The sequence below is a fragment of the Anaerobacillus arseniciselenatis genome, from assembly GCF_001865995.1.
Classification (GTDB): Bacteria; Bacillota; Bacilli; order Bacillales; family Anaerobacillaceae; genus Anaerobacillus; species Anaerobacillus arseniciselenatis.
The window spans coordinates 1-26,119 of sequence record NZ_MLQQ01000052.1 but is presented as its reverse complement, the minus strand read 5'-3'; the positions used below and the strand labels follow the sequence as shown (position 1 = coordinate 26,119).

At 34.8% G+C, this 26,119-nt stretch carries 21 protein-coding genes; 13 read left to right on the top strand and 8 right to left on the bottom strand.

Translation table 11 applies throughout. The features are described 5' to 3' along the window. Positions 1-339 precede the first annotated feature (339 nt). The 3 genes from BKP35_RS17645 to BKP35_RS17635 all read left to right on the top strand — a co-directional run bounded on the left by BKP35_RS17645 (position 340) and on the right by BKP35_RS17635 (position 5,530). The gene (locus BKP35_RS17645; protein WP_071314704.1) at positions 340-3,057 is read left to right on the top strand and encodes a response regulator; all 2,718 of its coding nucleotides are present in this window, start codon (positions 340-342) and stop codon (positions 3,055-3,057) included. Between the two features lie 16 nt (positions 3,058-3,073). Beyond that, on the top strand, positions 3,074-3,901 hold the full coding sequence (locus BKP35_RS17640; protein WP_071314703.1) for a CheR family methyltransferase: 828 nt from the start codon (positions 3,074-3,076) through the stop codon (positions 3,899-3,901). 78 nt (positions 3,902-3,979) lie between these two features. Continuing rightward, the gene (locus BKP35_RS17635; RefSeq protein WP_071314702.1) at positions 3,980-5,530 is read left to right on the top strand and encodes an ATP-binding response regulator; all 1,551 of its coding nucleotides are present in this window, start codon (positions 3,980-3,982) and stop codon (positions 5,528-5,530) included. Positions 5,531-5,628: 98 nt separating this feature from the next. Here the strand turns inward: BKP35_RS17635 and nfsA are convergent, their stop codons facing one another. Continuing rightward, on the bottom strand, positions 5,629-6,378 hold the full coding sequence (gene nfsA, locus BKP35_RS17630; RefSeq protein ID WP_071314701.1) for an oxygen-insensitive NADPH nitroreductase: 750 nt from the start codon (positions 6,376-6,378) through the stop codon (positions 5,629-5,631). 139 nt (positions 6,379-6,517) lie between these two features. Here nfsA and BKP35_RS17625 point away from each other — a divergent pair, with 139 nt between their 5' ends. Continuing rightward, positions 6,518-6,727 carry a hypothetical protein gene (locus tag BKP35_RS17625; RefSeq protein WP_071314700.1) on the top strand — a complete coding sequence of 70 codons (210 nt, stop codon included), beginning with the start codon at positions 6,518-6,520 and terminating at the stop codon, positions 6,725-6,727. A gap of 14 nt (positions 6,728-6,741) precedes the next feature. Then, positions 6,742-6,942, top strand: a complete 201-nt coding sequence (locus BKP35_RS17620) for a hypothetical protein (RefSeq protein ID WP_071314699.1) — start codon at positions 6,742-6,744, stop codon at positions 6,940-6,942. A gap of 27 nt (positions 6,943-6,969) precedes the next feature. Here the strand turns inward: BKP35_RS17620 and BKP35_RS17615 are convergent, their stop codons facing one another. Further along, a complete protein-coding gene (locus BKP35_RS17615; protein WP_071314698.1) occupies positions 6,970-7,359 on the bottom strand; it encodes a YppG family protein in 390 nt (129 codons plus the stop codon). A 26-nt stretch (positions 7,360-7,385) separates the two neighbouring features. After that, positions 7,386-7,814, bottom strand: coding sequence for an Hsp20/alpha crystallin family protein (locus BKP35_RS17610; RefSeq protein ID WP_071314697.1), 429 nt, complete (start codon positions 7,812-7,814; stop codon positions 7,386-7,388). Between the two features lie 133 nt (positions 7,815-7,947). Here BKP35_RS17610 and BKP35_RS17605 point away from each other — a divergent pair, with 133 nt between their 5' ends. From BKP35_RS17605 to BKP35_RS17595, 3 genes are all read left to right on the top strand, one after another. Continuing rightward, positions 7,948-8,295: a phage holin family protein gene (locus tag BKP35_RS17605; RefSeq protein ID WP_245742002.1), complete on the top strand. Its 348-nt coding sequence runs from the start codon at positions 7,948-7,950 to the stop codon at positions 8,293-8,295. A 419-nt stretch (positions 8,296-8,714) separates the two neighbouring features. After that, the gene (locus BKP35_RS17600; protein WP_071314695.1) at positions 8,715-9,350 is read left to right on the top strand and encodes a hypothetical protein; all 636 of its coding nucleotides are present in this window, start codon (positions 8,715-8,717) and stop codon (positions 9,348-9,350) included. Between the two features lie 151 nt (positions 9,351-9,501). Next, the gene (locus BKP35_RS17595) at positions 9,502-11,040 is read left to right on the top strand and encodes a hypothetical protein (protein WP_071314694.1); all 1,539 of its coding nucleotides are present in this window, start codon (positions 9,502-9,504) and stop codon (positions 11,038-11,040) included. 295 nt (positions 11,041-11,335) lie between these two features. On the opposite strand, the gene BKP35_RS17590 is transcribed toward BKP35_RS17595, so the two are convergent. Next, positions 11,336-12,031 carry an ATP-binding cassette domain-containing protein gene (locus BKP35_RS17590; RefSeq protein WP_071314693.1) on the bottom strand — a complete coding sequence of 232 codons (696 nt, stop codon included), beginning with the start codon at positions 12,029-12,031 and terminating at the stop codon, positions 11,336-11,338. A gap of 401 nt (positions 12,032-12,432) precedes the next feature. Between BKP35_RS17590 and BKP35_RS17585 the strand changes: the two genes are divergently transcribed. Next, entirely contained in the window at positions 12,433-14,574 is a 2,142-nt protein-coding gene (locus BKP35_RS17585) for an EAL domain-containing protein (RefSeq protein WP_071314692.1), read from the top strand. A gap of 435 nt (positions 14,575-15,009) precedes the next feature. Continuing rightward, positions 15,010-16,098, top strand: a complete 1,089-nt coding sequence (locus BKP35_RS17580) for a mechanosensitive ion channel family protein (RefSeq protein ID WP_071314691.1) — start codon at positions 15,010-15,012, stop codon at positions 16,096-16,098. 468 nt (positions 16,099-16,566) lie between these two features. Here BKP35_RS17580 and alr read toward each other — a convergent pair whose 3' ends face one another. The 3 genes from alr to BKP35_RS17565 all read right to left on the bottom strand — a co-directional run bounded on the left by alr (position 16,567) and on the right by BKP35_RS17565 (position 20,377). Then, a complete protein-coding gene (alr, locus tag BKP35_RS17575; RefSeq protein ID WP_071314690.1) occupies positions 16,567-17,745 on the bottom strand; it encodes an alanine racemase in 1,179 nt (392 codons plus the stop codon). Positions 17,746-17,860: 115 nt separating this feature from the next. Further along, the gene (gene ald, locus BKP35_RS17570) at positions 17,861-18,991 is read right to left on the bottom strand and encodes an alanine dehydrogenase (RefSeq protein WP_071314689.1); all 1,131 of its coding nucleotides are present in this window, start codon (positions 18,989-18,991) and stop codon (positions 17,861-17,863) included. A gap of 147 nt (positions 18,992-19,138) precedes the next feature. After that, positions 19,139-20,377: a PucR family transcriptional regulator gene (locus BKP35_RS17565; protein WP_071314688.1), complete on the bottom strand. Its 1,239-nt coding sequence runs from the start codon at positions 20,375-20,377 to the stop codon at positions 19,139-19,141. 448 nt (positions 20,378-20,825) lie between these two features. Between BKP35_RS17565 and BKP35_RS17560 the strand changes: the two genes are divergently transcribed. Then, on the top strand, positions 20,826-22,241 hold the full coding sequence (locus BKP35_RS17560; RefSeq protein WP_211274640.1) for an alanine/glycine:cation symporter family protein: 1,416 nt from the start codon (positions 20,826-20,828) through the stop codon (positions 22,239-22,241). A gap of 41 nt (positions 22,242-22,282) precedes the next feature. Here the strand turns inward: BKP35_RS17560 and BKP35_RS17555 are convergent, their stop codons facing one another. Beyond that, entirely contained in the window at positions 22,283-23,239 is a 957-nt protein-coding gene (locus BKP35_RS17555) for a methyl-accepting chemotaxis protein (RefSeq protein WP_071314687.1), read from the bottom strand. A gap of 560 nt (positions 23,240-23,799) precedes the next feature. Between BKP35_RS17555 and BKP35_RS17550 the strand changes: the two genes are divergently transcribed. After that, positions 23,800-24,690 carry an FAD-dependent oxidoreductase gene (locus tag BKP35_RS17550; RefSeq protein ID WP_071314686.1) on the top strand — a complete coding sequence of 297 codons (891 nt, stop codon included), beginning with the start codon at positions 23,800-23,802 and terminating at the stop codon, positions 24,688-24,690. Positions 24,691-24,970: 280 nt separating this feature from the next. Then, on the top strand, positions 24,971-26,038 hold the full coding sequence (locus BKP35_RS17545) for an HD-GYP domain-containing protein (RefSeq protein ID WP_071314685.1): 1,068 nt from the start codon (positions 24,971-24,973) through the stop codon (positions 26,036-26,038). Positions 26,039-26,119 lie beyond the last annotated feature (81 nt).

Sequence of the window (26,119 nt, the reverse complement as noted above, 5' to 3'; positions counted from 1 at the left end):
TTGATGAGAAGCTCGGTTACGTCACGCGAGAAATTCTTACGTTCCCTTTAGCTGATGTAGCGTACGATTAGGGCACTTACACTAATTTGCACATCACCCCCTGTTTTACTGCGCATCACCCCCATAATACGAAGCAACGCGACCCAAAGGATTACTACAACACTCCATATAACCGTGCAAATTCACTATGAAAGAGATATCAGCATAATGACTTTCTATTAAATTAGAATTATTACTAGAAACATAATAACGAATATAGTAGAATCAAATAAAAACTAGTAAAAAATTATGGACATTTTATTATATTTGACCAAATAAATGATAGAAAGGTACACTAATATGAAATTAAAAACAAAACTTTTTATTGGGTTAGGCACTGTGTTAGTGGTTTTATTATTGATCAGCGCAAATGTATTTTATACGTTTAATAATAAAAATAAAAATATGAATTATATCATGGATGAATACTTTGAGCGAGTGCGACTAGCTAACTTATTAGAAAGTAATACTCTAAATACTGCTAGATTAACAAGGGATCTCATTCTAATGGAAACCAATGAATTAAATGAAAATTATCTCGTTTCTATCGAGGCGGAAAAAGAGAGTTCAATACTTGCTTTAGAGACGTTATCAAATTTAACTGCAGATGACCCTAAAGCTTTTGAAGTTGTTAATGAATTACAATTTTTATTGACTAATTATTATGAAGTGGTAGAAGCTACCGTTGAAAAGGTTAAAATAGGTAATTTTGAAACAGCTAGGGTTACACTTCTCGAAGATAACGCAGAAATGAGGTATAGGATTGCTGATCGGTTAGATCATTTAACGACACTTGAAGAAGCATCTATGGAACAAGCTTTAGAAAATTCGGTCCAATCATATCAAAATACAATAACCTTCTTTTTATTGTCGGCGATAGCTTGTTTTATTCTCGTTCTTAGCATTATTTTTATATTAAGTAGAAGTATTTCAAAATCTATCAATAGAGTTCGTAACGTAATGAGAAAATTACCTCACAATTCCTTTGAAAACCTTCCACGTATGGAAGTGACAAAAGATGAGTTTGGTGAAGTAGCAACTGCCTACAATGAAATGGCTGTGGCATTAGAGAATTTTTCTTCAAATGAGAAGAACTATAAAAAATCGTTAGAAGAAGAAAACTGGGTAAAAACAAAATTTGGAGACTTAGCTACAAAAATTCAACGTTCACAGAAATTAGAAGCTTTCGGCAATTTATTTTTAACAAATCTTGCCCCTAACGTTGAAGCGGCTTTCGGTGCCTTCTATTTTCAAGATGAAAATAAAAAAAGCTTTTCTGAGATTGCTTCTTATGCTGCTAATGCTGAAAGCAATTTAGGTAAGAAATGCTTCCAGTTAGGTGAAGGACTTGTCGGTCAGTGTGCTGCAGACAACGAAATCATTGTGCTCGAAAAAGTACCAGAAGGATATATTGATATAAAATCAGGCTTAGGAAGTGCGACACCTACATCTTTAATCATTATTCCGATCGAGTTCGATGACAAGGTCATAGGTGTATTAGAATTGGCGAAGTTTAGTTCGTTTACGCCATTACAAAGGCGCCTCCTTGAACAAGTATGTAATTCGATAGGACCGAATTTAAACCGTATTACTAACCATATGGAAATTGCAAGATTATTATCCGAATCACAAACGCTCACAGAAGAATTGCAAACACAATCGGAAGAGTTACAGCAACAACAAGAAGAATTAAGAACGATCAACGAAGAATTACATGAAGAAAACAGGCGTACAGAAGAGAAATCAAATGAACTCGAGATCATTAAAGAAGATCTTGAGCACAAAAATAGAGAAGTTTTATTAAGTTCTAAATATAAATCAGAGTTTTTGGCGAATATGTCTCATGAGCTAAGAACACCACTAAATAGTATGCTGATTTTATCGCAAATTTTAGCTGAAAATGACACAGGTAATTTACAGAAAAAACAAGTGGAGTATGCGCAAACGATCCATTCATCCGGAAAAGATTTATTAAACTTAATTAACGATATTTTAGATTTAGCCAAAGTTGAATCAGGAAAGGTCGAGGTCTACCCTGAGCAATTGCAATTGAACGATATAAAAGCTTTTGTAGAAAGACAATTTTCACCTGTTTCTAAGTACAAAGGGTTAGATTTTGATATTGTTATAGATAAGAATGCTCCATCTACTATTTTCACAGATGATCAGCGCCTAAAACAAATACTGAAAAATCTTCTATCCAATGCCTTTAAGTTTACAAATAAAGGAAGTGTCACACTAAGTGTCGAACCAGGTACAAAAGAAACGAATTCGAAAATGATTTTTTCTGTCGTTGATACGGGGATTGGTATTGCTAAAGATAAACAAAATCTCATTTTTGAAGCTTTCAGTCAAGTAGACGGCACAACATCACGCAAATTTGGAGGTACTGGGTTAGGATTGTCGATCAGTCGTGAACTTTCACAATTGCTGGGAGGATACGTAACCGTTGAGAGTGTCGAAAACGAGGGAAGTACGTTCTCTTTATATTTACCAGACTATGAAAATAACCAAACTGAAAATGCAAGTTTATTAGTTGCTGCAACTGAGGAAGAGCAGTTAATGATAGAAGAAGCCCCTTCGCAAATTTCTGATGACAACTTAGAGCAGATAAAGGACAGCATAACAGAAGATGTAAATGAAGATTTGGAAAACAAAAATGTTCTAATAGTCGATGATGATATGCGTAACGTTTTTGCTTTAACGAGTGCCTTGGAACGACAAAACATGAATGTCATTTTTGCTGAAAATGGAAACCAAGCAATTGATATTTTAAGTGATAAAAATGTAGATATAGTCCTAATGGATATAATGATGCCGGAGATGGATGGGTATGAAGCAATGACAAAAATTCGTAACAACGATCAATTAAAAGACTTACCGATCATCGCCTTAACAGCTAAAGCAATGAAACATGACCGCGAGAAATGTATAACAGCAGGTGCAACTGATTATATTAGTAAGCCTGTTGATATGGAACAACTCCTCTCTTTAATTAAAATTTGGGTACAAAAATAGTTGGGAGGTAGGAGATATTAATAAATGTGAAGAAATTGAAAAGATAGAAATTGAATTATTATTAGAAGCGGTGTATCGCCAATATGGATATGATTTTCGTAATTATGCGTATTCGTCGCTTAAAAGAAGAATTCATTACTATACCCAACGCTTAAACATTGAAAACATTTCTGAGCTGCAAGGGAAAATCCTTTATGACCCGAAGTTAATGGAAGGTTTATCGAATGTGCTTTCGATAACGGTAACAGAGATGTTTCGAGACCCGAGTTTTTTTGGAGCGTTTCGCTCATCGGTGATACCTTACCTTAAAGACGTTGGGCACATTAGAATTTGGCATGCCGGTTGTGCGTCAGGCGAAGAGGTATACTCGATGGCGATTTTGTTACACGAAGCAGGTTTGTATGAAAAATCGATCATCTATGCAACAGATATTAATGAACAAATTCTTGAAAAAGCAAAAGAAGGAAAATTTCCATTGAAAAAAATGCAGCAATATACGAAAAACTATTTAGCTTCCGGGGGGACAAAAGAGTTTTCAAAGTATTATAGTTGTGATGAAAAATTCGCTACAATACATTCCTTTTTAAAGGAGAATATCGTTTTTGCTCATCATAACTTGGCTACTGATCACTCTTTTAATGAGTTTCATATCATCATTTGTAGAAATGTCATCATCTATTTTAATAAACAGTTAAAGGAAAGGGTGTTTCAACTATTCTACGAAAGTCTAACTGAAGGAGGATATTTAGGCTTAGGGAGTAAAGAATCATTAATCGGCAGTAGTTATTCAGATAAGATTTTAGAAGTAGACGCTAATAATAAACTTCTTAAAAAAGGTCATTAATGCTTAAATGTGTTCGTACGAAGTAACCTTAAAAAACGGATCTGTTAAAAAATTAATAAAGCATTGTGGGGAGCGAGTATGAGGAAGCAAAATAAAGCAAACATATTAATTGTCGATGATAAACGAGAAAATCTTATTGCGCTAGAAGCTGTTTTATCACAAGAGGATTATTATTTAGTTTCTGCGCAATCTGGAGAAGAAGCATTGAAACACGTTTTACAGACAGACTTTGCTGTTATTTTATTAGATGTTCAAATGCCTGGTTTGAACGGTTTTCAAACAGCTAAGCTTATTAAGCAAAGGAAAAGCTCAGCGCATATACCGATCATTTTTATCACTGCGCTAAGTAAAGCCCATGAAAATATTATGGAGGGCTATTCGTCTGGTGCTGTTGATTACATATTCAAACCGTTTAATAGAGATATTTTAAAAAGTAAAGTAGAAGTGTTTGTTGATTTATATCGGAAGAAAAATGAGGTTGTTATGCAACAACAACAGTTAAAACAAGACCAAAAAAACCTTCAAGATAAATACAACAATTTAGAAGCGATAATTACCGAGAAAACGAAAGAACTCGTAAAAACGAATCAAGAGCTAAAAGTAAGCCAACAACTATTTGAAAAAGTTTTTCAGTTTAGTCCTAATTTAATGAGTCTTCGTTGTAAATCTGATAAACGGTATTTAAGTGTCAATCAAAGTTGGTGTGAGCATACTGGTTATGACGTTGTGGAGTTAAATGGGCTTGATGATGAGTTGATTTCAACTGAAGAAATAGATGTCGATTTAGACGGGAATATTAACAACGAAAAAATTACTTATACGACAAAGAACGGGGGTACGCGTGTTGGGCTGTTATCGACGGAAACAATTTACGTTAAGGGGGAAGTGTGTGTATTAAGTACGATTACTGACATAACGGAACAAACAAAATTAGAAAAAGAATTTTCACGCTTAGACCATTTAAATTTAGTTGGTGAGATGGCAGCTGGAATTGCTCATGAGGTTCGAAACCCCATGACAACAGTCATTGGTTTTTTACAAATCGCAAAAAATGAAGTGGGCAAACCGATTTCAGATAATTACTTAAAGCTAATGCTAGATGAACTGAAGCGGGCTAATGGAATAATTACAGAGTTTTTAACGTTAGCAAAAGATAAAGTAACGAACAAAAAAGAGCAGGACCTTAATAAAATCATTCATGTCATATATCCTTTAATTCAAGCTGAAGCTTTAATGACGAATAATACGATTGTGTTAGACCTTAAAGAAATACCACCATTGTATATTGATGAACAAGAAATTCGCCAATTATTATTAAATATAAGTTTAAATGGTTTAGATGCGATGAAAGATACGGGGACATTAACGATCCGAACTTTCGAAAAAGATGATGATGTTATTTTACAAATTTCAGATGAAGGTTGTGGCATCAAGGAGGAAGTATTAGAGAAAATGGGTACACCATTTTTCACGACGAAAGAAAATGGTACCGGTTTAGGAATGGCGATTTGCTACAGTATCGCATCGAGGCATTCAGCTGAGATTTCGATTGACACTAGTAGTCAAGGAACAACGTTTGAGATCACATTTCAGAAAGAAAACGCAAAGGTTGCTCAGTTAAATACATAAATCCATGTTAGTGTTAAAATCCATTGTTACGGACAGCAATGTCCGTAACATTATTTACAAGGCAGTACCTTAACTTGTCAGCACCGCTTCATATACTTTTATTTTAACAAAAATCCTTTTTCTTCTAGAAAGCTTTTTAAAGTTTTTCGTTTTTCAACCGTAAGCATTTTTGTTATTTGTTCGGTCCAACGATCTTTTCTTTCTCCATTTGTTCTTTCAGAGTAATAGGCAGAAATGACCTGATTATAAGTGGATAGTTGCTCTTTAATGAGCGTATCGTTTTCCTCGTAATGCTCCTCGTGATATACATTTTCTAGTGGTAATCGTGGTTTAGTATCTGGTTGCTGGTCAGGGTATCCAACAGCAAGACCTACGATTGGCACGACATGCTTAGGAAGCTTTAACAATTCACTCACTTTTTTAATATTACTTCTAATTCCTCCAATATAAACGGTACCAAGCCCCATCGATTCCGAAGCTATTACTGCGTTTTGAGCAGCGAGTGCAGTATCTACTGCTGCTACTAAAAATTTCTCTGTACTATGTAAAGCTAAAGGTTCGTCTTGTCCTTCAATTTGAGCAGCGAGGTTGTGGCGATTGAAATCCGCACAAAAAACGAAGAAATGTCCATTTTGAGCAACATAGGGCTGATTGCCTGCTAATTCGGCGAGCTTTTCTTTCGTGTTTCTATTTTTAACCCCGATAATCGTATAAGCTTGAATGAAATTTGAAGTAGCAGCCATTTGTGCACTTTGGATGATCTCAGTTATTTGTTCATCCGATAGTTGTTGATCTTTAAATTTTCTAATTGAACTGTGACTTTGTAACAGTGTAATGGTTTCGTTCATTAAGAAGCGCTCCTTTTCTGTGTGAATTTTTGTCAGTGACTTGCTTGAATGTTTTTTATTGCTTTTTTGTTATTTAAATTTTAACATAGAATAGGGACAAAACGTATGATTGAATAGGTACACAATAGGGGGGCTATGAATGGAAATATTGTTATTAATTGCGGCTATTATCGGTGTATTTGGTATTTTGATAGTGTATAAATTATCAATGGCAAAAATAGTTGAAGCGATAAAACAAAAAGATTATAAAACAGTTAATAAGGTACAAACACAAATGTTTGTAAGGATAGCTATTGTTGAAGTGATTCCAGTTATTTTAATTGTTATCGCTATTTTAGATATGTTTTAGGAGGTAAACTAGTTATGGGATATGTAATAGCTATTGTAGTGATATGGATAATCGGTGTCATCGGTGTTATTAGTGAAAGGAACAATCCATTTGTGGCTAAGTTAGAACCACATGAAAAATTACGCATTACTGGATTAACTTTTTTAGGTTTTGCAATGATTAGTTCCATTCCAGCCATTGCAGTTATTGTATTAGCGTTAAGATTAGGACTATAAAAAATGAGGGTGTTATAACGAACACCCTCATTTTTTTTGAGGAAAAAGTGAACCGAGTTGCTTCATGATCGGTGTTACTTGATTTGCCGTTTTCATTACTTGATCAAATGAGTTAATCGCCTTTTCAAAATTAAAGGCTCCATCTGGTCCAGTAAAGAAACCTAAGGGAGAAGAGGGAGCCTGCGCTAGGTTTTGCTGTTGTGGCGCTGGGTTTTGTTGTTGCTGCCCTGGGTTTCCTTGCCCTTGTGTACTTGGCGGTGGCCCTTGCCATTGTGGATTTGGTTGCTGATAGGGCATCGGCGGATAATATGGTCCATGGTATCCATAAGGGTGTTGGTATTGACCTTGGAAATGATAAGGATGCATCTGCTGTTGTGGATAAAATGGAAACGGGTGATGTTGGTTTCGATAATACATAAAATCACTTCCTTACTGAAATAAAATTACTCAATTTCGATCCTTTTCTTTTTATTCGGGATCATTATTTTTAATAATCCGTTGCGATAAGAAGCTTTAACATCTTTTTGGGAGATAGTGAACGGTAAAATAATATATCTTTCAGCCCTTTGAAATGAATTAGAACTTTTGTATACATGGTGCTTGTCGTCTTTCTCTTCGATAACTTCAGAACTTTCCACACTAATTTTAATTTGATTACTATAAATATCTAAATTGATTTGTTCTTTTTTTACTCCAGGTAACTCAGCCTCAATAATATAATGAGTTTCCGTTTCATATTCGTAAACTGGAAAACCACCTACAAATTGAAAATTTTGAAAAGCATTTTGGAAAAAGCCATCGATCGATTTAAGTAAACCTCCTAAAGGTTGCTCGTTAAAAGGGTTAGGTAAATTGTCTTTTTTCTTACTCATACTATTATCACCTCTGCACAAGATTTCTCAGCATATCATATGTATAAATATAGCGATATGTTTGGGCTATTTACTCATAAGTGAATTTAAAGAAAGTGAAAATAAGTAGTATGCCGTTCCCGGTGGCCATTTTTTGAATAGATTAGTAAAAAAGGTGGTGAAGGTAATGCTTGCCGATATTTTCGCTCAAGTTGAAGTTAGTGAGCAGTTAGCAATCGTTGTGCCAGCTTTAATGATTATAGGGTATGCTTTGAAGAGAACGCCGAAAGTGCAAGATTGGTTAATTGTATGGATATTATTATTTACTGGGGTCATTGCAAGCGGCTTTACGCTAGGGTTTACTGTTAACGGAATAGCAAATGGAATAATCGCAGCTGGTGCAGCAATTAGTACCCATCAAGCCTACAAACAGACGAAAAACCGCGATCGCGATGAAATAATAGATAAAGTAATCGATGAAAAACTTAATCAAAAAAAATAGATGTACCTAGTTTGTTCGTTGGTTAGTTGCTAGTTGGTTAGGACACCCACCCGACTTTTCATGTTAGATGGTGACGTTTATCGTCATGCAAGTTTTGTATGAAAAAAGGCGGATGATTTCGTGAACGAGCCTCTGAGATTCGATAGAAGGTCACAGCGAAGAGAAGGAAATCATCCGCCTTTTCCGTATTAGATGGTGACGGAATGGACGTCATGTGCGTTTTGTAAGGAAAAAGGTGGGTGCTTTTGCGAACGAGCGTCTGAGATTCGTTAGAGGGTCACGGCGAAGAGAAGGAAATCGTCCGCCTTTTTTGCATTTGTATGTATACTTCAACAATAATTTCCGTGATATAAGTTTTTTCTACATAGAAGATTAGTGTATAATTTAGCAGAGATTATTTTTAAAAAGGGAGACTTTCGATGAATATTTATATGTTTGTAATACCAGTACTTCTTGTCATCGGTTTATTTGGCCTTTATGACAAAGTTCGATTGTTTCGAAGAAATGGTGTGTTTCCAAGTGATTCAAGACTTTATCGTTGGTTTGCATTACTTTTTCTTCTCGTTTTACCAGTAAGAAACTTGCAAAATGAATTTCAGTACATAAAAGCTTTCTATTATGTGTTAATTCCAGTTGTTGTCATTTGGCTTCTGTATATTTATTTTAAGGAAGGAAAAGGATATACGATTGTTGATATTTCAGAAAAAGAATTAGTATCGCTGATTGAAAAGTCGTTAAAGCAACATAAAGTAAAGTTTATTAAACAATCTGAAGCCGACTCTAAGTATTATCTCTCTTATAAATTAGGCGGGAGTGACGCCACTATAGTACTAAGTCGTGCAAAAGACATTTTAAATGAAACTCATCCATATTCATATACAGTCATATTTCAAAAGTGGTGGCTATTACCTAACAGTGATATTATGATTGACGACCTTATTCGCAGGCTCCAACGGGAAAGAGAAACTATTAAGTTAAGGAAACAACGTTTAATTGCTTTAGTTTATGGGGTTATTTTATTTGTCGGAGTAATGTTGGCAATGAACAATTTTTAATAGTAAGATTTAGAAAATTCTTAATTAACAGGTCATCAGATGTTTCCATAGATCTTCCATTTACGTTATTAATAAAAAAGTGTATTATAGACAACGGTATGCAAAAAATAATATTAATAATGTAATGAGGAAGAGGGGAGTAATTACTTTTATGGAAGCCATTATAGAACAAATTGGCAGTATGCAAATGTTAAATCATTTTTGGTTAACACTATTTTTATTAATTCCGATGGTTCTTATTTCAAGAACCGTAGTCGCAGGTACACGTTATTCACCAATTTTAATTATTGTTATTTTTGGATTAACGATGGGGTACGTACTGATGGCGAGTGGAGTAGCAACTCCAGGGTTAACTGAATTTCCGTTAGTCAACTTTATTGCCGGTACGACAACGATTGCTTTAATCGTTTCCTTTTTTGTCGGTGGACAAGAGTTACGGAAAATTCTCGGTGGAAAAGATCTTGAAGGAGAGGACATGATTGTTCCATCAGCTGAAGAAACGATACTTGGAACGACACGAACACAGTTTGTCTTTATTTTTCGATCGTTTTTCTTATTATTAGGTATCGAAGGCTTAGTAAGGTTAATTTTAGGTTTAAATGCTGGTGAGTTGAGTCGCTATTATCCTCTAATTGCCTATATTGGTCTCGTCGGCTCAATTATTTTAATTGACAATAAAGCAAAAATTAGTAACAAGCACTTATATATTCGTAAAGGAGTTATGGAAATCGTAGCGATTGTTGGGGTTCTATTACTATCTTTCTATATAGCTACGTTAATTAGACCGATCATTGCATTACCGCAAATCTTCTTTGCGATGCTTATTGCAGCTGCTATCGGGGCAATTTTTTATAAGTACAGTTTTGGGCCAACGATTAAATCTTTACTTTTTGCCGGTATTCCAGTGGTTCTTGCTGCTAACTTTATGGTTGGTGGTTCTAGAATCGGTGAAGCCTTCTCAATTGAAGGTATGAATTCAGTTCTTGCCTACGGATTTTTTGGACAATTATTATGGATGTTTGGTGGTATTGCCTTACTAATGTATTTTGCACGTACATCGAACGTTCGAAATTTAGCACCAGGAATGGCAGGAGCTTTGTCGCATTCAGGTTTAACAGGTGCTTGTACAGCAGGTGACTTAGGAAAGGTAGCCGCTAGTCGTGCACCGATAATGATTAACATACCATTTTTCGGTCATGTTTTCGTATTCTCAGTTCTTGCGATGAGTGCTGAAAGAGGTTCATTAATGTTAGGTCCTGCAGCTATCATTGTTGCCGTAGGTATATTCTTAACAGTACTTTCATTGAAAAATTTACGTAATGCAAGTGGGCAAGATAATAAAGAAGTGAAAGCTTTAATGCAGTTTTCCTTTGGGTGGCAGCTGTGTGCGGTGTTTGGAGGATTAACACTGTTATCTTTTAGTGTAATGCCAATGGATTATGCAGCTATGGCACAAACTGCAGCTATTTCTCACTTTGGATTATTTGCAGCAGTTCAAGAAGGAATGTTTGGAGAAAATGCATCTGCGTTAATTCCATTTATTTTCTCAATGCCGTTTTTAGTTCATCCATTAGTGTTCTTTATGTTCGGTAAAGCGATGGAAAGTAACGGAGAAATGCCGAAAAAACCAGTATATATATTGTTACTAATCGGTGTTATCGGAGTTGCTTACGCAATTTTAGCATTGTAATTTTATCCTTAAATGGTTTAAGGGTTATAGTTCCTCACTTCAACGCGTAGCGTAGGTGGGAACTTTTAATCAGGTGGAGTCGCGACTCCACCTGATTTCTTGATGTTTCAGCTTGCTGAAACGAGTTCGCTGTAAAAGGGGTTGTCCAAAAAAAGTGTCAGACACCGTTAGGCATCACCAAATATAGCCGGATAACAAATTTATCCGACTATATTAGTATGTTCTTCATGGTAACAGACACTTACGGGACAGCCCCTTTACTATTTACAGATGAGGGTAAGCGTTTACATTCGTTTTAATGTAAAATAAACTTAGTGTTATCATTAACCTCCATAAGTTTTCCGTTTTCCAGCTTAAGCATTCGATCAGCGATATCACAACTTTCGTTTTCCCCAGTAAGGATAATGGTGATATTTTGTAATCGTGAAAATTCTACGATTGTTCGATATAATTCAAAACGCTGTTCTTCGTTTAACTCGCTTGTTAATTCATCTAACAATAAAAGACGAGGGTTTCCCATTAAAACCCTAGCAAGAGTGATCTTTAAACGGTCAACTTTTGTTAAAGATTCTGGGAATTGGTTAAGTTGGTCTTCGCTAATTCCAACCATCGTTAAAATATATTTTGCATCCTCACTAAATAGTTCAAAATCTGAAGCTGTATCTTCAAGCCCCATAAGTAAATGTTGTTTCACAGTTAAGTAAGGGATTAAAGAATCTTCTTTTGTTAAAAAACCTATATGCTTCAGGCGCCAATCTGAACGTTTTTGAATCGTTAATAAGTCCTTGCCTAAAACTTTAATCTTTCCATGGTTAGGTGGTGTCATCGCAGCGATCATTTTTAGTAAAGTGGTCTTTCCGCTACCATAATCTCCGGAAATGAAGACAATTTCCCCTTCGTGAACATGAAGTGACATGTCGTCGAACAAAACATTTTTATCGTTTCCTGATATATATTTTTTTGAAATGTTATTTGCCGTTATCACATACATCCCTTTCCCCCCTAATATTCCAGTTCTCTGTTTTAAAGCAAAAGAGTGGAACAGCCTTTATATAATAATATCTCTAAATAACTCCCATAGTACTATTAAAACATTAATTGTAATGAAAATAAATACGAATAAAGATAAAAGTTTGAATATTGTGTAGTATATTTATTTTAATTTGTTAAGAGAAATGTTTAATTGTCACGTAAATTTCACAAACTAACCCTTCATTTCTGAAATAATAGATATAATAATAAAATTGCTTTTTAAGTGAGTGAATTTCATAATTACTTGAGTATAGCCGTATCAAACTAAATGTAGTTTCGAGAGACTTAACCCAACTACATATAGAACTTGATGGCGTAATTTTCAATTATGAAATTCATTAATGCAAAGGTGGATTGTAAATGAATAAGCTTAGGCGTATGATACCGCGCTTTTTAATTGAAAAAATTAGTAGTTATTCTTATCCGAAAAAGTTCTTTTTCGGCTCACTAGTCATTGTTGCCCCCATTTTAATTACAACGTCAGTAGCTTTTTTTTACTTTAGTAATAATCAAATGCTTCAATGGTTTTTAATTTTATTTTCGTTAGGTTTATTACTCGTCCTTTATTTATTTTTTGGGGCAGTCTATATATCGGTAATGGAAACAATTTATGAATTCCAGTCTGCTGTTCAAAAGTGGAAGAGGCACAATTTTAAGGCAAGGGTTAACATAAAAACAAAGGATGAATTAAATGAAATAGGTATAGCTTTTAATGAAGTTGCTTCAGCTTTTGAAGAAGAAATAGAAGAACATAAATTGGTAAGGTACGTGTCTGAACAAGCATTGAGAAAAAATAATCAATTAGTAACAGCTATCAATAGTTTAGATTTAGGCGTATTTATATCAGAAGAGGTTCACCAAGGTATTAAAATGATTTATGTTAACCCAGGCTTTGAAAAAACAACGGGTTATAGTGAAGAAGAAGTGTTAGGATGTGATTTAAGTTTCCTATATGGAAAAAAAACTTCACCTACTGCTCGTAGAAAATTAGAAGAGGCGATTGAATATAAACGCCCAATATCAATAGAGATATTAAACTATCATAAAAGTGGTCGTCAATTTTGGAATCATTTGAGTATAACCCCTGTATACAATCAAAATAAAGAGTTTGTAAATTATATTGGCATTATGACAGATGTAACAAAACAAAAATTAGCAGACCAAAAGATTTATGAACTAGCTTATTTTGATTCGTTAACAAAACTTTCTAATCTGAACTTTTTAAAGGAGTATGTTAACCAACAGTTAAATGCTGGAGTTCAGCATTATGCAATACTTTATATTGACATTGATCGCTTTAAAAACTTGAATAGCCAATTAGGACACGATATTGGGGACATTGTACTCCAACAATACGCAGTTCGCATTAAAGAAACAATCAAAACGAGTAACGGTTTTTTAGCGAGGGCGACGAAAGATGAATTTGTTGCTTACATTCCTTATTCAGGAAAGAAAAAGTTCTTAAATAAATTAACTGATAAAATAATGAGCAGCATTAACACTTCTTTTCAAATAGAGCAATATGAATTTTTTCTACTAACAAGTATAGGTATTAGCTTATACCCGGACGACCACCTTCAGTTTGAGCAACTTCTTCAGTTTGCAGAAACAGCGATGAATGAAGCTAAATCAAATGGATATAAAAAGGTTGTTTATTATGAGAGGTATATGAGTCAGTCGTATAATGAAATTCATGTACTAGAAAACGAATTGAAATTTGCAATCTCAAGAAATGAGTTACAGCTAGTTTATCAACCGAAAGTCTCAATAACAACTGGAGAAATTGTTGGCGCTGAAGCCCTTGTAAGGTGGGAGCATCCGACAATGGGAACAATTTCACCGATAAAATTCATTCCAACTGCTGAAACTACTGGTTTAATTTATAGCTTAGGTAGTTGGGTATTAGAAGAGTCATGCAAAAAACGGCAAGAGTGGGTTGAACGAGGTTTCGTCGATTTAAAAATTTCTGTTAATATTTCTGCACTACAATTTAAGGAAGAATATTTTATCCCAATAATTGATCAAGTTTTAAATGAAACCCGATTAGACCCGAGCAATTTAGAAATTGAACTAACCGAGTCAGCATTACATGATGAACAACAAGCTAAAAAACTATTAAAAATATTAGAAGGTAAAAAAATTACTGTATCTATTGATGATTTTGGAACTGGTTATTCATCATTAAGTTATCTTCAGTCATTGCCGATTGACACGTTAAAAATAGACAGGAGTTTTATTAAGGACATTGAAACGAATGATAAAAGCTATAAACTACTGGAAAGTATTGTTTCTATGGCTCATAGTCTAAACTTAAACGTCATCGCCGAAGGTGTAGAAACTAAATTACAATTACTAATGTTAAAAGAGATGGGGTGTAACGAGATACAAGGTTATTTTCTTTCTAAACCATTATATGAGGCAGAGTTACTTCATTTTATTAAAACATATAAAAGGGATAAAATATTAGACCTTTATTCAAAAGTAGGGAAAGGTTCAGTTTAGTCAATTATGTTATGTAATTCACTCAGATAAGTGCATTTTAAAATGATTGCACTAAATAGCTTAGAAGTATATCATTTATAAATAAGCAATAAAAAGTAGGACAGTTGGGTTGTTGGTTAGTTGGATAGTTGGAAAGGAAAGACCGGACTTTTGGATGTTACATAGTGACGATATATTGTCATGAGCGTTCTGTATGAAAAAAGAATGCTCGGTCGATTTTCTTGAGTGAGCCTCTAAAGGTCGATAGAGGTTGCTCCTGCGATTACTCGTCGCAAAGCAACACGAAGCCTATGCTTAGATGTGAGGCATGATGTGATTGAGGTCAGTAGCTTTACAGCGAAGCGAAAGAAAGTCGACCGACATTTTTCCATATTAGATGGTGACGTTTATCGTCATGAAGGTTTTGTATGAAAATAAAGTGAGGTTGTTAGCTCCATGATTGAACAATTTTTATCACGTTACGAATGGTTAACACAATGGGAAGAGATCGGGATTGCTTTAGCAATTTTTATTATTTTCCATGTGTTTAGAAAGGTTTTCACGAAATACTTTTTTAAACTGTTATTGAAATTAGCGAAAAAAAGTCCGACAGAATTTTTAACGAATGTTTTCGTTGCTTTCGAAGGTCCTTTACGTTTATTTTTTGTAGGGTTAGGCTTTTACCTTTCGCTTATGTATTTACCTTTAGAACAAAAAACGGATGATTTAATTTTACAAATTTATCGCTCTTTTATTATTTTATTAATTGGTTATGGATTATTTAATTTATCAGCTTCTTCATCAGTCATGTTTCGAAGGGTAAGTTCTAAATTGGATATCGAGGTAGACGAAATCCTATTACCGTTTTTATCAAAGTTAACACGTCTCGTCATCATTGCATTAATGGTAAGTATTATTGCAGGTGAGTGGGGCTATGATGTTAACGGCTTTGTGGCCGGATTAGGGTTAGGGGGTCTTGCGTTTGCTCTTGCTGCACAAGACGCGATCAAAAATCTATTTGGGGGCGTCGTTATTATTACGGAAAAGCCGTTTTCAATTGGCGATTGGATAAAAACTCCTAGTGTAGAAGGGACAGTCGAAGAAATAACATTTAGAAGTACAAAAGTACGAACATTTGCAGATGCAATAGTCACTGTACCTAATTCAACGTTATCTAATGAACCGATCACTAACTGGACGAAAATGGGGAAAAGGCAAATTACATTCCATTTAGGTGTTACATATAGCACTCCGAAAGAAAAGTTAGAAAGATGTGTGCAAAAAATCGAGGCAATGTTAAAAAGTCATTCAGATATCGACCAAGATTTAATTTTTGTTCGCTTTGACAAGTTTGATGACAGTAGTTTAGGAATTTTCCTTTATTTCTTTACAAAAACAACGGTGTGGGGAGAATTCTTATCAGTAAAAGAAGATGTGAATTTTAAAATTATGGAAATCCTTGAAGAAGAAGGAGTTTCTGTCGCTTTTCCGAGTCGCAGTATTTATCTTGAATTAACAGATAAAAACAAGGGCTCGTTGGAATAACTGTATTTAAAAAATAATGTAACAACGAAAAGGGGTTTCCGAAAGGATAACTGATTCCGTTACCTATCGTAAACATTAAAAATTTAACTTGATTTGACTAGCAAATTTCAACCAATTTGTTAGTCTTTTTATGTTTTTTATATAAGGGTTTAAATGGTTTTTACTTATAACTAGGTTGAAAATTCAACATACAGATCCAAGCGGACACCAGGGACGTTATTTCACCCCAAAAACGTAATTTTAAGAATTACCGGACATGAGAGCCTTTATTTAGTAAAAAACGAAGCAAAAACTGCTGATTTAGAGGGAGTAAGGGCTCTGGTGTCCGCCAAATAGCAAAAACTCAACAAATCTATGAAATAAGGCCTCTCATGTCCGGAAAAATGGGTAGAGTGCGCAACACAACATCGATTGTCGTACAGGAATTACAGTATTTGTAAAACTTGTACATCAAAAACCATTCGCAAACTAGACAAGAACAGCATTAGCGTTTGTTAATGGTTTTCTTCCTGCAGTTTTAAGATAAACTCGGGGGACTCGTTTACCAATTAAACATACGACCTCATAGTTAATCGTTCCCATATGGTCTGCTACTTCATCAATGGAAATAAAGCTCGTATCGGAACTACCGAAGATCGTTACTTCTGTTTCGGTGTCAATAGTAGGGAGATGAGTCACATCTAACATCGTTTGATCCATACAAATGCGTCCGATAATTGGCACTTGTTTGTTTTTTATTAAAAATTGCCCTTTATTTGAGAGCAATCGAGAGAGACCATCAGCATAGCCGACAGGGATGGTTGCTATATTAGTAGTTTTATCCGTTGAAAAAGTACAACCGTAACTTATCATTCTTCCAGCTGGGACTTGCTTTACAGCAGATACTTTCGTTTTAAAGTGCATAGCTTGTTTTAAAGGAAATCCTGTGTTTTTAACGTCATTTGATGGGTATAAGCCATAAAGGCTAATCCCTACTCGAACCATATCTAAGTGCATGTTCTGGTTACAAATCGTTGCTGCACTATTACAACAATGTTTAATTGGTATTTCAATATGATGGTTTTTTAAATAACGAATAACGTTCTGAAAGCTAGAAAACTGTTGATCAGTATAATTGTCATCATTACTATCAGCATTTGCAAAGTGAGTAAATAGTCCTTCTAAATGAACATAAGGAGCTTCTTCTGCCATTTCTGCTAGAGAAAGCGCTTCCTCTTTGGAGGTGACTCCAACTCGCCCCATCCCTGTATCAACTTTTATATGAATTTTGGTTATTTTATTTAGTTTACTAGAAATAGTATTAACTTTCTTTAAAACCTCCATCGAATAAACTGTTAAAGAAATATTATTTTGTACAGCCGTTTCTATTGATCGAATTGGAGTATATCCCAAAACGAGAATGGGAGCTGAAATTCCTGCTTCACGTAAAGCGATAGCTTCATCTAATATAGCAACCCCTAAATAATCTGCTCCTGCTTTTAACGCGGTATTACTCACTTCAACAGCTCCGTGTCCGTAACCGTCAGCTTTTACGACCGCCATTAATTTAGTTCTTTTTGAAATGTGATTTTTAAATGTATGCGTATTTTCATAAATAGCACTTAGTGAGATTTCTGTCCATGTGTCGCGATAACTTTCATTGTTCATTTCATTACCCCTTAAAATGTAGTAATAATTTAAGCTTCTTTTAAAAACTTTTTATATAATAAAAAAGAAAGGGCTAACGTTTAAATTATGTTGGCCCTTTCTTTCTATTAGTTTATTAAACAGTTGTAGTTTCTTTTTCAAGAGCCTCTTCGACAGATACATAATCGTAGCCAAGGTCTTTAGCCACTACTTCGTAAGTAATATGGCCATTAGCTGTATTAACCCCAGGGTAAAGTGCAGGATTTTCTGTAACTGCTTTTTTAACACCTTTATTTGCAATTTGTAATCCATAAGGTACGGTAACGTTTGTTAAACCGATCGTAGACGTTCTAGGAACGGCACCAGGCATATTAGCAACCGCATAGTGAACAACACCGTGTCTGTCATATGTTGGGTTATCATGTGTTGTAATATGGTCAACAGTTTCAAAAATTCCACCTTGGTCGATCGCTACGTCAACAATGACAGAACCAGGTGACATTGCTTTCACCATTTCTTCTGTTACTAGTTTAGGAGCTTTTGCACCAGGAATTAATACTGCACCGATGACTAAATCTGATTCTGCAACAGCTTGAGCAATGTTTAGTGGGTTAGACATTAATGTTTGAATGTCATTTCCGAAAATATCGTCTAATTGACGTAAACGCTCTGGACTTAGGTCAATAATTGTTACGTCAGCGCCAAGTCCCATCGCAATTTTAGCAGCATTCGTTCCAACGACACCACCACCAATAACAGTCACTTTTCCACGCTTAACGCCAGGAATACCACCTAGTAGAATTCCTTTTCCGCCGTTTGATTTTTGTAAGAACTGTGCACCGATTTGTGAAGCCATACGACCAGCTACCTCACTCATTGGTGTAAGTAGTGGTAATGTACGATTTGTTTCAACTGTCTCGTAGGCGATAGAAGTTACACCTTTTTCTGTTAAAGCACGAGCAAGTTCAGGCTCAGCTGCTAAGTGTAAGTAAGTAAATAAGATAAGTCCTTCACGGAAATAATCGTATTCAGGTGCGATTGGCTCCTTTACTTTCATCACCATTTCAGCAGACCAAGCTTCGGCTGCAGTATCAACGATTTTTGCACCAGCTGTAATATAATCTTCATTATTGAAACCGCTTCCAACTCCAGCCTCAGTTTCAATAATTACTTCATGACCAGCTTTCATAAAAGTGTTTACACCAGCGGGTGTGATGGCAACACGGTTTTCGTTATTTTTAATTTCTTTAGGTACTCCAATTAACATAAGTTTCATCCTCCTTGGTAATCAACAATGACTTTACAAAACAAAGTATAGTTTTTAAACAATAAAATTACATTGTTAAGAAAAGAAAAATAAACAAAGTGCGTTTGTGTAATTCTACAAACGCACTTTACTGTCCAACTTTTACATCTATATTAATTTATTTAGTTTAATATCTAAATACAAAGTCATTTTTTGATTTGGGTTTTTAAGGTCTATATCAGCAATTTCTACTATTCTTTTTAAGCGATAAATTAACGTATTTGTATGAATGTGAAGTTCTTTGGCGGCATCGTTGACATTACTATCATTGTTTAAGTATATTTCAAGTGTTTCTAATAATTGAGTTTTATTTATTCCATCATATTCCCCTAGTTTTTTTAGGGTAGCATTTTCGTATCCATCTTCTTGCTTTTTCTTTAAAAGTACTTCTAAATAACGATATATTCCTAATTGTTGATAACTATAAGTATCCCCTACTTCTTGTGGGAATTGATTTTTTATATTCAAAACGGTTATCGCCTCATGATAACTTTTTTCTACTTTTTCATAAGTATCATATGAACTACCACAAGCACCTTGAATGTTATTTACCTTAAAGCGCTTACCCATTTGTGAAATAAAATCTTCGATAAAGTTAACGGTCGCTGATTTATCTTCACTTCCTTGTAGTGGGGAACCTAATAATATTAACTCGTGTCGACTAATTACAAAAAACGTTATTCGTAGTTGTTGAGTCGTCGTCACCATATATGAGATATGGCTTTCAATCTTAGGTGTAATTTCATCCTTGAATTGAAATATGATAACTGAAGCTGGTAAAGATGGAGGGAGGCCAAACTGCTCAATCTTTTCTTTAATTTCTTCATGTGACTTTAAGTGACCAGTTAAAATTTGCCAGAATAGTTCTTGGTGGCCCTCTTGTTTCTTTTTTTTGCGAACTTGTACTTGTAATAATTGGTTTTTTGCTGTTTGGGCAGCTTGTTTTAATAATGAAAATTGTTCCTCTGAAAGTCGCTTATCAATTTCTAGTACCCAAATATATCCTAATATACCGTTTTTGGAGACGATTGCTGTAGCAACTCTATCGCCAAGGCCAATGTCATTAATTTCGGATATGCGAACCGGATCATTACTTTGATTGAGCTTAGGGATAATACCTGCTCTCCATAAGCTGTTAATCACTTTTTCCGGTACTCTTCTAGCAATGATCGTGTCGACTCTAGCTTTGTCAGATTGACCTTCATGTGAACTATACGCTAATAGGCGATGATTGGCATCCTCAATCGTTACAGGACACTGTAAAACATCACTAATTTTATCTACTAAATTTTCTAAACTGCCAAACGTTTCTTTAAATGGATCTTTATTTAACGGGTAATGATTCATGTGAAATTTCTCCTTAATAAAATGATAGCTTTACTATTATACATAATAAAGAGTATACATATAAGTTTATTTTAAATTACAATAGTTGGTCAGTTGATTTGTTGGTTAGTTGGTAAGGACCTCTTTCGACTTTTACATGTTAGTTGGTGATGCTATATCGTCATGAAGTTTTTGTATGAAAAGGAGGCTACTTTCGTGAACGAGCGTCTGAAATTCGTCAGAAGGTCACGGCGAAGTAAGGGAAAGTATCCGCCTTTTCATAATAGTTGGTGACGATAAATCGTCATGACGGTTTTGTATTTAAATAACTGATGAGAACTTTTTATTTGTGAAATTTCACAAAGTGATCAAATTATTTTTTAGAAATCTCACAACAATCATTGTTCACAAAAGTGTTAGAATTACAAAGTAATAAAAATGAAAGCGTTCACATTTTGGAGGGGAACAGATGGATATCTTAGCAATTTTAGACAGAATTAATGGTGTACTATGGGGAACACCAAGTTTGATCCTATTATTTGGGACTGGCCTATTACTTACAGTGATGTTAAGAGGGCTTCAATTTAGACGGTTAATATATGCCTTCAAGCTTGCTTTTACAAAAGAGGGACAAGCTAGCTCTAAAGATGAAGGGGATGTAAGTAATTTTAAAGCATTAATGACTGCATTAGCAGGAACAATAGGAAACGGTAATATTGCCGGTGTAGCAACAGCGATAACACTTGGTGGACCTGGTGCAATTTTCTGGATGTGGATTGTTGGTTTACTAGGTATGGCTACAAAATATGCAGAAGCGTTACTAGCGATGAAATATCGTGTGAAGAATGCAAACGGTGAATATTCAAGTGGACCGATGTATTATGTTGAAAGAGGCTTAGGAAAGAAATTCAAATGGCTAGCGATCGCCTTTGCAGTATTTGGCGCATTTGCTGCACTTGGTATCGGTAACAGTGTTCAGTCGAACACCATTGCTAGTGTTATGGAAACGTCATTTGGTGTAAGTAACATTATTACTGGTATTTTATTAGCTGGTTTAGCGGGATTAATTATTTTTGGTGGTATTCAACGAATTAGTTCAGTAGCAAGCTTTTTCGTTCCAATTATGGCAGTTTTATATATTACTGGAGCCCTTATCATTTTAGCTGTTAATTATGATCAAATAATTCCTGCGTTTCAATTAATTTTCTACTATGCGTTTAATCCAGTTGCAGCTACTGGTGGATTTATTGGGGTTCTTGTATCCGAAGCAATTCGTAACGGGGTAGCTCGTGGTATTTTCTCAAATGAAGCTGGTTTAGGTACAGCAGCTTTAATTGCTGGTAATGCGAAAACAGATCACCCTGTTAAGCAAGCGTTAGTAGCGATGACTGGTACATTTATCGTTACCATTATCGTTTGTACAATGACTGGCTTAGTTCTTGTTATTACAGGGTTCTGGGATCCAACTGGCGGGCTTATATCAGGGATTACACATGAAGCAGGTCTTGACGGTGGAGCGTTAACTACAGCAGCCTTCGCATCTACACTCGGACTTGTTGGAGAATATATCGTTGCCTTCTCAGTTATCTTCTTCGGTTTCTCGACGATTGTTGGTTGGTATGTATACGGTGAGAAATGTTTTGAGTATTTAGTAGGTACAAAAGGAATTTTACTTTATCGTGGAGTTTATATTTTTGCAACAGGAATTGGTGCAATCGCAAGTTTAACAGTCGTTTGGGCTTTTGCGGACATGGCGAACGCACTTATGATGATCCCTAACTTAGTTGCCCTTATTCTATTAAGTAAGGTTGTTGTAAGAGAAACAAATGATTTCTTTGAAAATCATTATAATATGGCTTCAAACGTTCAGAAGAAAGCAAGCTAATAATGCAATAAAAAAATGAGCTCGTTATCGAGCTCATTTTTTTAACGTTCAAATGTTTTTAATCCGTTAATTCCTTCTTGTAATTTGATGTCAACAACTTCTGCGTCTTCTATATGTTTTATGATCATTTGATTGGCTTCTTCAAATACTTCTGTTGTCAAATGAACTTGCTCCATCACATTTTTACTATAAACTTTTTGTTCTTCGATACAATTAATCAAATCATTTACATTATTTTGTACATAATTAATAGCTTCTATTATACTATTAATACTTTGTGATGTTTGATCACTTAAAGAGATTCCTTCTTTTATAGCTACTAAACTAGTGTGGGAATCATTTAAAGCTTTCTCAGTATCTTGTTTCATATGATTGATTAAAGTAGAAATTGAGCGTGTACTTTCAGAAGTATTTTCAGCCAATTTCCGCACCTCATCAGCAACAACTGCAAATCCTTTTCCGTGTTCACCAGCACGGGCGGCCTCAATAGAAGCATTAAGAGCAAGTAAATTTGTTTGCTCAGCTATGTCATTAATGACATTTACAATTCCCTCAATTTCTTTTGAGCGGGATCCGAGTTGTGTCATACTTGCAGAAGTTTGTTTTGCCTCATCTCCTAATTTATGTATAAGTTTGCGAACTTTCTCTACTGCTTCTTGACCTTCTTTTGATTTTTCTTGCATGTTATCAGATGATTCTATTAAAGATGTACCTTTTTTTGTAGTTTCTACGGAGTTATTACTAGATTGAATACTAATTTCATTTACATTTTCAAAACGAAACTTAATTTTTCCAACAAGTTCAGACAACATGTTGTGCTGATTATTGACTGAGTCATGTTGTTTCAAAATACTTGCTAAATCTTTATCTAAGGTTTGTAAAAAATGATTAATTGCTTGCTCTTTTTGCTGTAGTTTATTTTCAGTTTCTTTCAGCTTCGTGCTAATGTCTTCTTTTTCGTTTAATAAATTTTGATAGGAACTTTTTGATATAAACATACGTAACACCTCAATGTAATAGTTTTAAATGATAATGATTATCGATTACTGGAAGGAGAATTACATGTACATCATAACATAAGTTCAGTAACTTTCATAACATTCCTATATTTAAAAGGTTCTTACAGTGTTAAATGTAATATACGAAAATAGATTTTTTTAGAAGGTATTTTATTTTTTTAGAAGAAATATATGTATAGTATATAATGTTATTTATAATAATTTTTATTTAATATTGACTATTATATATATTTAATATGATATAATTAGTCAAAAACTTTAAATTCGATAGTTTACAGCGAAGCGAGAGTAAAGCGACCGACATTTTCATTCAAGATGGTGACGATGTTCGTCATGAAGGTTTTGTATGAAAAAAGGTGGATGCTTTCGTGAACGAGCCTCTGAGATTCGATAGAAGGTCACAGCGAAGTGAGGGAAAGTATCCACCTTTTCATGTTAGATGGTGACGATGCTTCGTCATGATGGTTTTTATGAAAAAAGGCGGGTGCTTTTGCGAACGAGGAGAATAGTCTTTGAGGAAAAGCTAGGAGGGGGAACTTATGGCAAAGTTTGAAGTAATTGTTTATATTAGTACAGGTTGTCCATATTGTGAAAAGGTAAAAACCCAATTAGAAAAGTGGGGAATTGAATACGAAGAACGTAACGTATCTTTACATAAAGAATATTTTGACCAATTACGAAAAAATAAAATCTTTGGGACTCCAGCAACGTATGTCAATGGGAAGTTAATTTTAGGATTTCAAGAAAAGAAATTTAAAAAAGCATTAGGAATTGATGACGAAGTAAACAAGGAAATTCCATCTGAAACAAACAATTCAACTGTCGAAGCTGAAGTTTTCGAACAATTAGATAAAGATGTTTTAAATACTGTATATGATTTTGTTATGATTGGCGGAGATGCTGCTGGAGCTTCAGCAGCGGTATATTCGGCGAGTGCCAAACTTAGCACCTTAGTTATTGATAAGGCCGCTAAGTCTGAGCAAGTAGCTTTGACTCAGAAGATTGCTAAATACCCAGGAGTACGTGAAGAAGTAACTGGATTTGAATTATTAACAAGAATGCAAGCTCAAGCGAAGGATTTTGGGGCAAAGTTTGTTCGTTCTAATGTAATCTCAGTTAATTTTACAAAAGACATTAAAGAAATAATTGTTCCAGAAGGTAAGATTCTTGCTAAAGCAGTTTTTATTGCTGTCGGAGCAAAGGCACCATCAAGTACTGACTTTATTGAGGAGGCTGTTTGTCGAGATGACGAAGGTTATATTGTCGTAGACGATCATCTTCGTACGAATGTACCTGGAGTTTTTGCTGGCGGCGATGCTAGGAGAAATCCGTTCAAACAAACAGTAATTTCAGCTGCAGACGGCGCGATCGCCGCACTTGGGGCAGATGAATTTGTTAATAAACGTACAAAATTAAAACCACAATTTTAATCATTGACATTTGTCACTCTTGATGGTGACGAAATATCGTCATTCGGGTTTTGTATGAAAATAGGTACTTGGAGGTGGATTTTCTTTCACGAGCCTCTAAAATTCGATAGAAGTTTACAGTGAAGTGAAAGAAAATCCACCTCCAATTTTGATTCTAGATGGTGATGGAATATCGTCATTCAGGTTTTGTATGTAAAAAATTTTAGTGCAACGGTATTTAATTAGGTTATAATGAAAAGAGACTTCTGGTAAAATTAAAAATTTTTGGAGTGAAATTTTAATGAAATATACTTCAATTGATCGTATTCAACAAGGGGAAAAGTTAGGGAAACATATTTTTGCTAGTGACGGTCGAGTGCTTTTAAACGATGGAGTACCTCTAACGGTGGCATTAATTTCTAAACTTAGAAGAATGGGAGTAAATGCCGTTTATTTAAAAGATGATCGGCTTAGTGACGTTACCCTCGAGGAAGTAGTCTCTGATAAAACAAAAAACGAAGCGATTGTAACACTTTCACAATCTTTCCAATTCATCCAAAGTGGAAAAGACTTTGATACACAAGAAGTTGGAAATACAGCTCGTAAACTTATCGATGAAATTTTACAAAATAAAGATGTGTTAGTAAATTTAACTGATATACGTACAAATGATAATGAATTGTTTGTACATTCCGTTAATGTTTGTATTATTTCTATTATCGTTGCAATCCAATTAGGGTTAGATCCAAAACGTATTCAAGAGCTAGCAATTGGAGCGCTTATGCATGATTTAGGGAAGGTTTTGCCAGAACAACAAGAAGCAGAAGGATTAAATTCTAAACTTGAAGACGAAGAGTTTCAAGGTGATCATACGTGGAAAGGGTTTAATTATTTAAGAAAAATAAAAGATATAAGTACTTTATCAGCACATGTAGCATTAACGCATCATGAGCATGTCGATGGAACAGGATTTCCGAGGAAATTAAAAGGGGAAGATATTCATTTCTTATCGAAAATCGTTGCTGTTGCCAATCATTATGATAATTTAATTACAGCAACGAATGGGAGTGCAGCGTTACTTCCGCACGAAGCTTGTGAACGTATTATGGGGTTGTCTAATATTTATTTCGATCATAATGTAGTTTGGAAATTTTTACGTTCAATCGCATTTTACCCTACCGGAAGTCAAGTGAAATTAACGACTGGCGAGACTGGTGTTGTTGTAGCGCAGCATCGCGGTCTGCCACAAAGACCTATTGTTCGTACTTTTACAATTGATCACCACACTTATGGTGGCGATGATTTTGAAGTTAAAGAGGTTGACCTAGCCAAAGAAACAACTATATTTATTGAAAGTATATTGATGTGATTTAAGGTTGGTTAGTTGGAAAATTGGAAAGAAAATAAATAAGAGGGTGGGACAAAACAAAGTGTCAGACACTTTGTTTTG

What these genes read in the sequence shown, in the direction of transcription:
- BKP35_RS17625 (WP_071314700.1), top strand. Translation starts at nt 6,518, where the DNA reads ATGGAAATATTGTTATTAATTGCGGCTATTATCGGTGTATTTGGTATT.
- BKP35_RS17620 (WP_071314699.1), top strand. Translation starts at nt 6,742, where the DNA reads ATGGGATATGTAATAGCTATTGTAGTGATATGGATAATCGGTGTCATC.
- BKP35_RS17590 (WP_071314693.1), bottom strand. Translation starts at nt 12,031, where the DNA reads ATGTATGTGATAACGGCAAATAACATTTCAAAAAAATATATATCAGGA.
- BKP35_RS17595 (WP_071314694.1), top strand. Translation starts at nt 9,502, where the DNA reads ATGGAAGCCATTATAGAACAAATTGGCAGTATGCAAATGTTAAATCAT.
- BKP35_RS17635 (WP_071314702.1), top strand. Translation starts at nt 3,980, where the DNA reads ATGAGGAAGCAAAATAAAGCAAACATATTAATTGTCGATGATAAACGA.
- BKP35_RS17585 (WP_071314692.1), top strand. Translation starts at nt 12,433, where the DNA reads ATGAATAAGCTTAGGCGTATGATACCGCGCTTTTTAATTGAAAAAATT.
- alr (WP_071314690.1), bottom strand. Translation starts at nt 17,745, where the DNA reads ATGAACAATGAAAGTTATCGCGACACATGGACAGAAATCTCACTAAGT.
- BKP35_RS17565 (WP_071314688.1), bottom strand. Translation starts at nt 20,377, where the DNA reads ATGAATCATTACCCGTTAAATAAAGATCCATTTAAAGAAACGTTTGGC.
- BKP35_RS17580 (WP_071314691.1), top strand. Translation starts at nt 15,010, where the DNA reads ATGATTGAACAATTTTTATCACGTTACGAATGGTTAACACAATGGGAA.
- ald (WP_071314689.1), bottom strand. Translation starts at nt 18,991, where the DNA reads ATGTTAATTGGAGTACCTAAAGAAATTAAAAATAACGAAAACCGTGTT.
- BKP35_RS17600 (WP_071314695.1), top strand. Translation starts at nt 8,715, where the DNA reads ATGAATATTTATATGTTTGTAATACCAGTACTTCTTGTCATCGGTTTA.
- BKP35_RS17555 (WP_071314687.1), bottom strand. Translation starts at nt 23,239, where the DNA reads ATGTTTATATCAAAAAGTTCCTATCAAAATTTATTAAACGAAAAAGAA.
- BKP35_RS17645 (WP_071314704.1), top strand. Translation starts at nt 340, where the DNA reads ATGAAATTAAAAACAAAACTTTTTATTGGGTTAGGCACTGTGTTAGTG.
- nfsA (WP_071314701.1), bottom strand. Translation starts at nt 6,378, where the DNA reads ATGAACGAAACCATTACACTGTTACAAAGTCACAGTTCAATTAGAAAA.
- BKP35_RS17545 (WP_071314685.1), top strand. Translation starts at nt 24,971, where the DNA reads ATGAAATATACTTCAATTGATCGTATTCAACAAGGGGAAAAGTTAGGG.
- BKP35_RS17560 (WP_211274640.1), top strand. Translation starts at nt 20,826, where the DNA reads ATGGATATCTTAGCAATTTTAGACAGAATTAATGGTGTACTATGGGGA.
- BKP35_RS17615 (WP_071314698.1), bottom strand. Translation starts at nt 7,359, where the DNA reads ATGTATTATCGAAACCAACATCACCCGTTTCCATTTTATCCACAACAG.
- BKP35_RS17610 (WP_071314697.1), bottom strand. Translation starts at nt 7,814, where the DNA reads ATGAGTAAGAAAAAAGACAATTTACCTAACCCTTTTAACGAGCAACCT.
- BKP35_RS17550 (WP_071314686.1), top strand. Translation starts at nt 23,800, where the DNA reads ATGGCAAAGTTTGAAGTAATTGTTTATATTAGTACAGGTTGTCCATAT.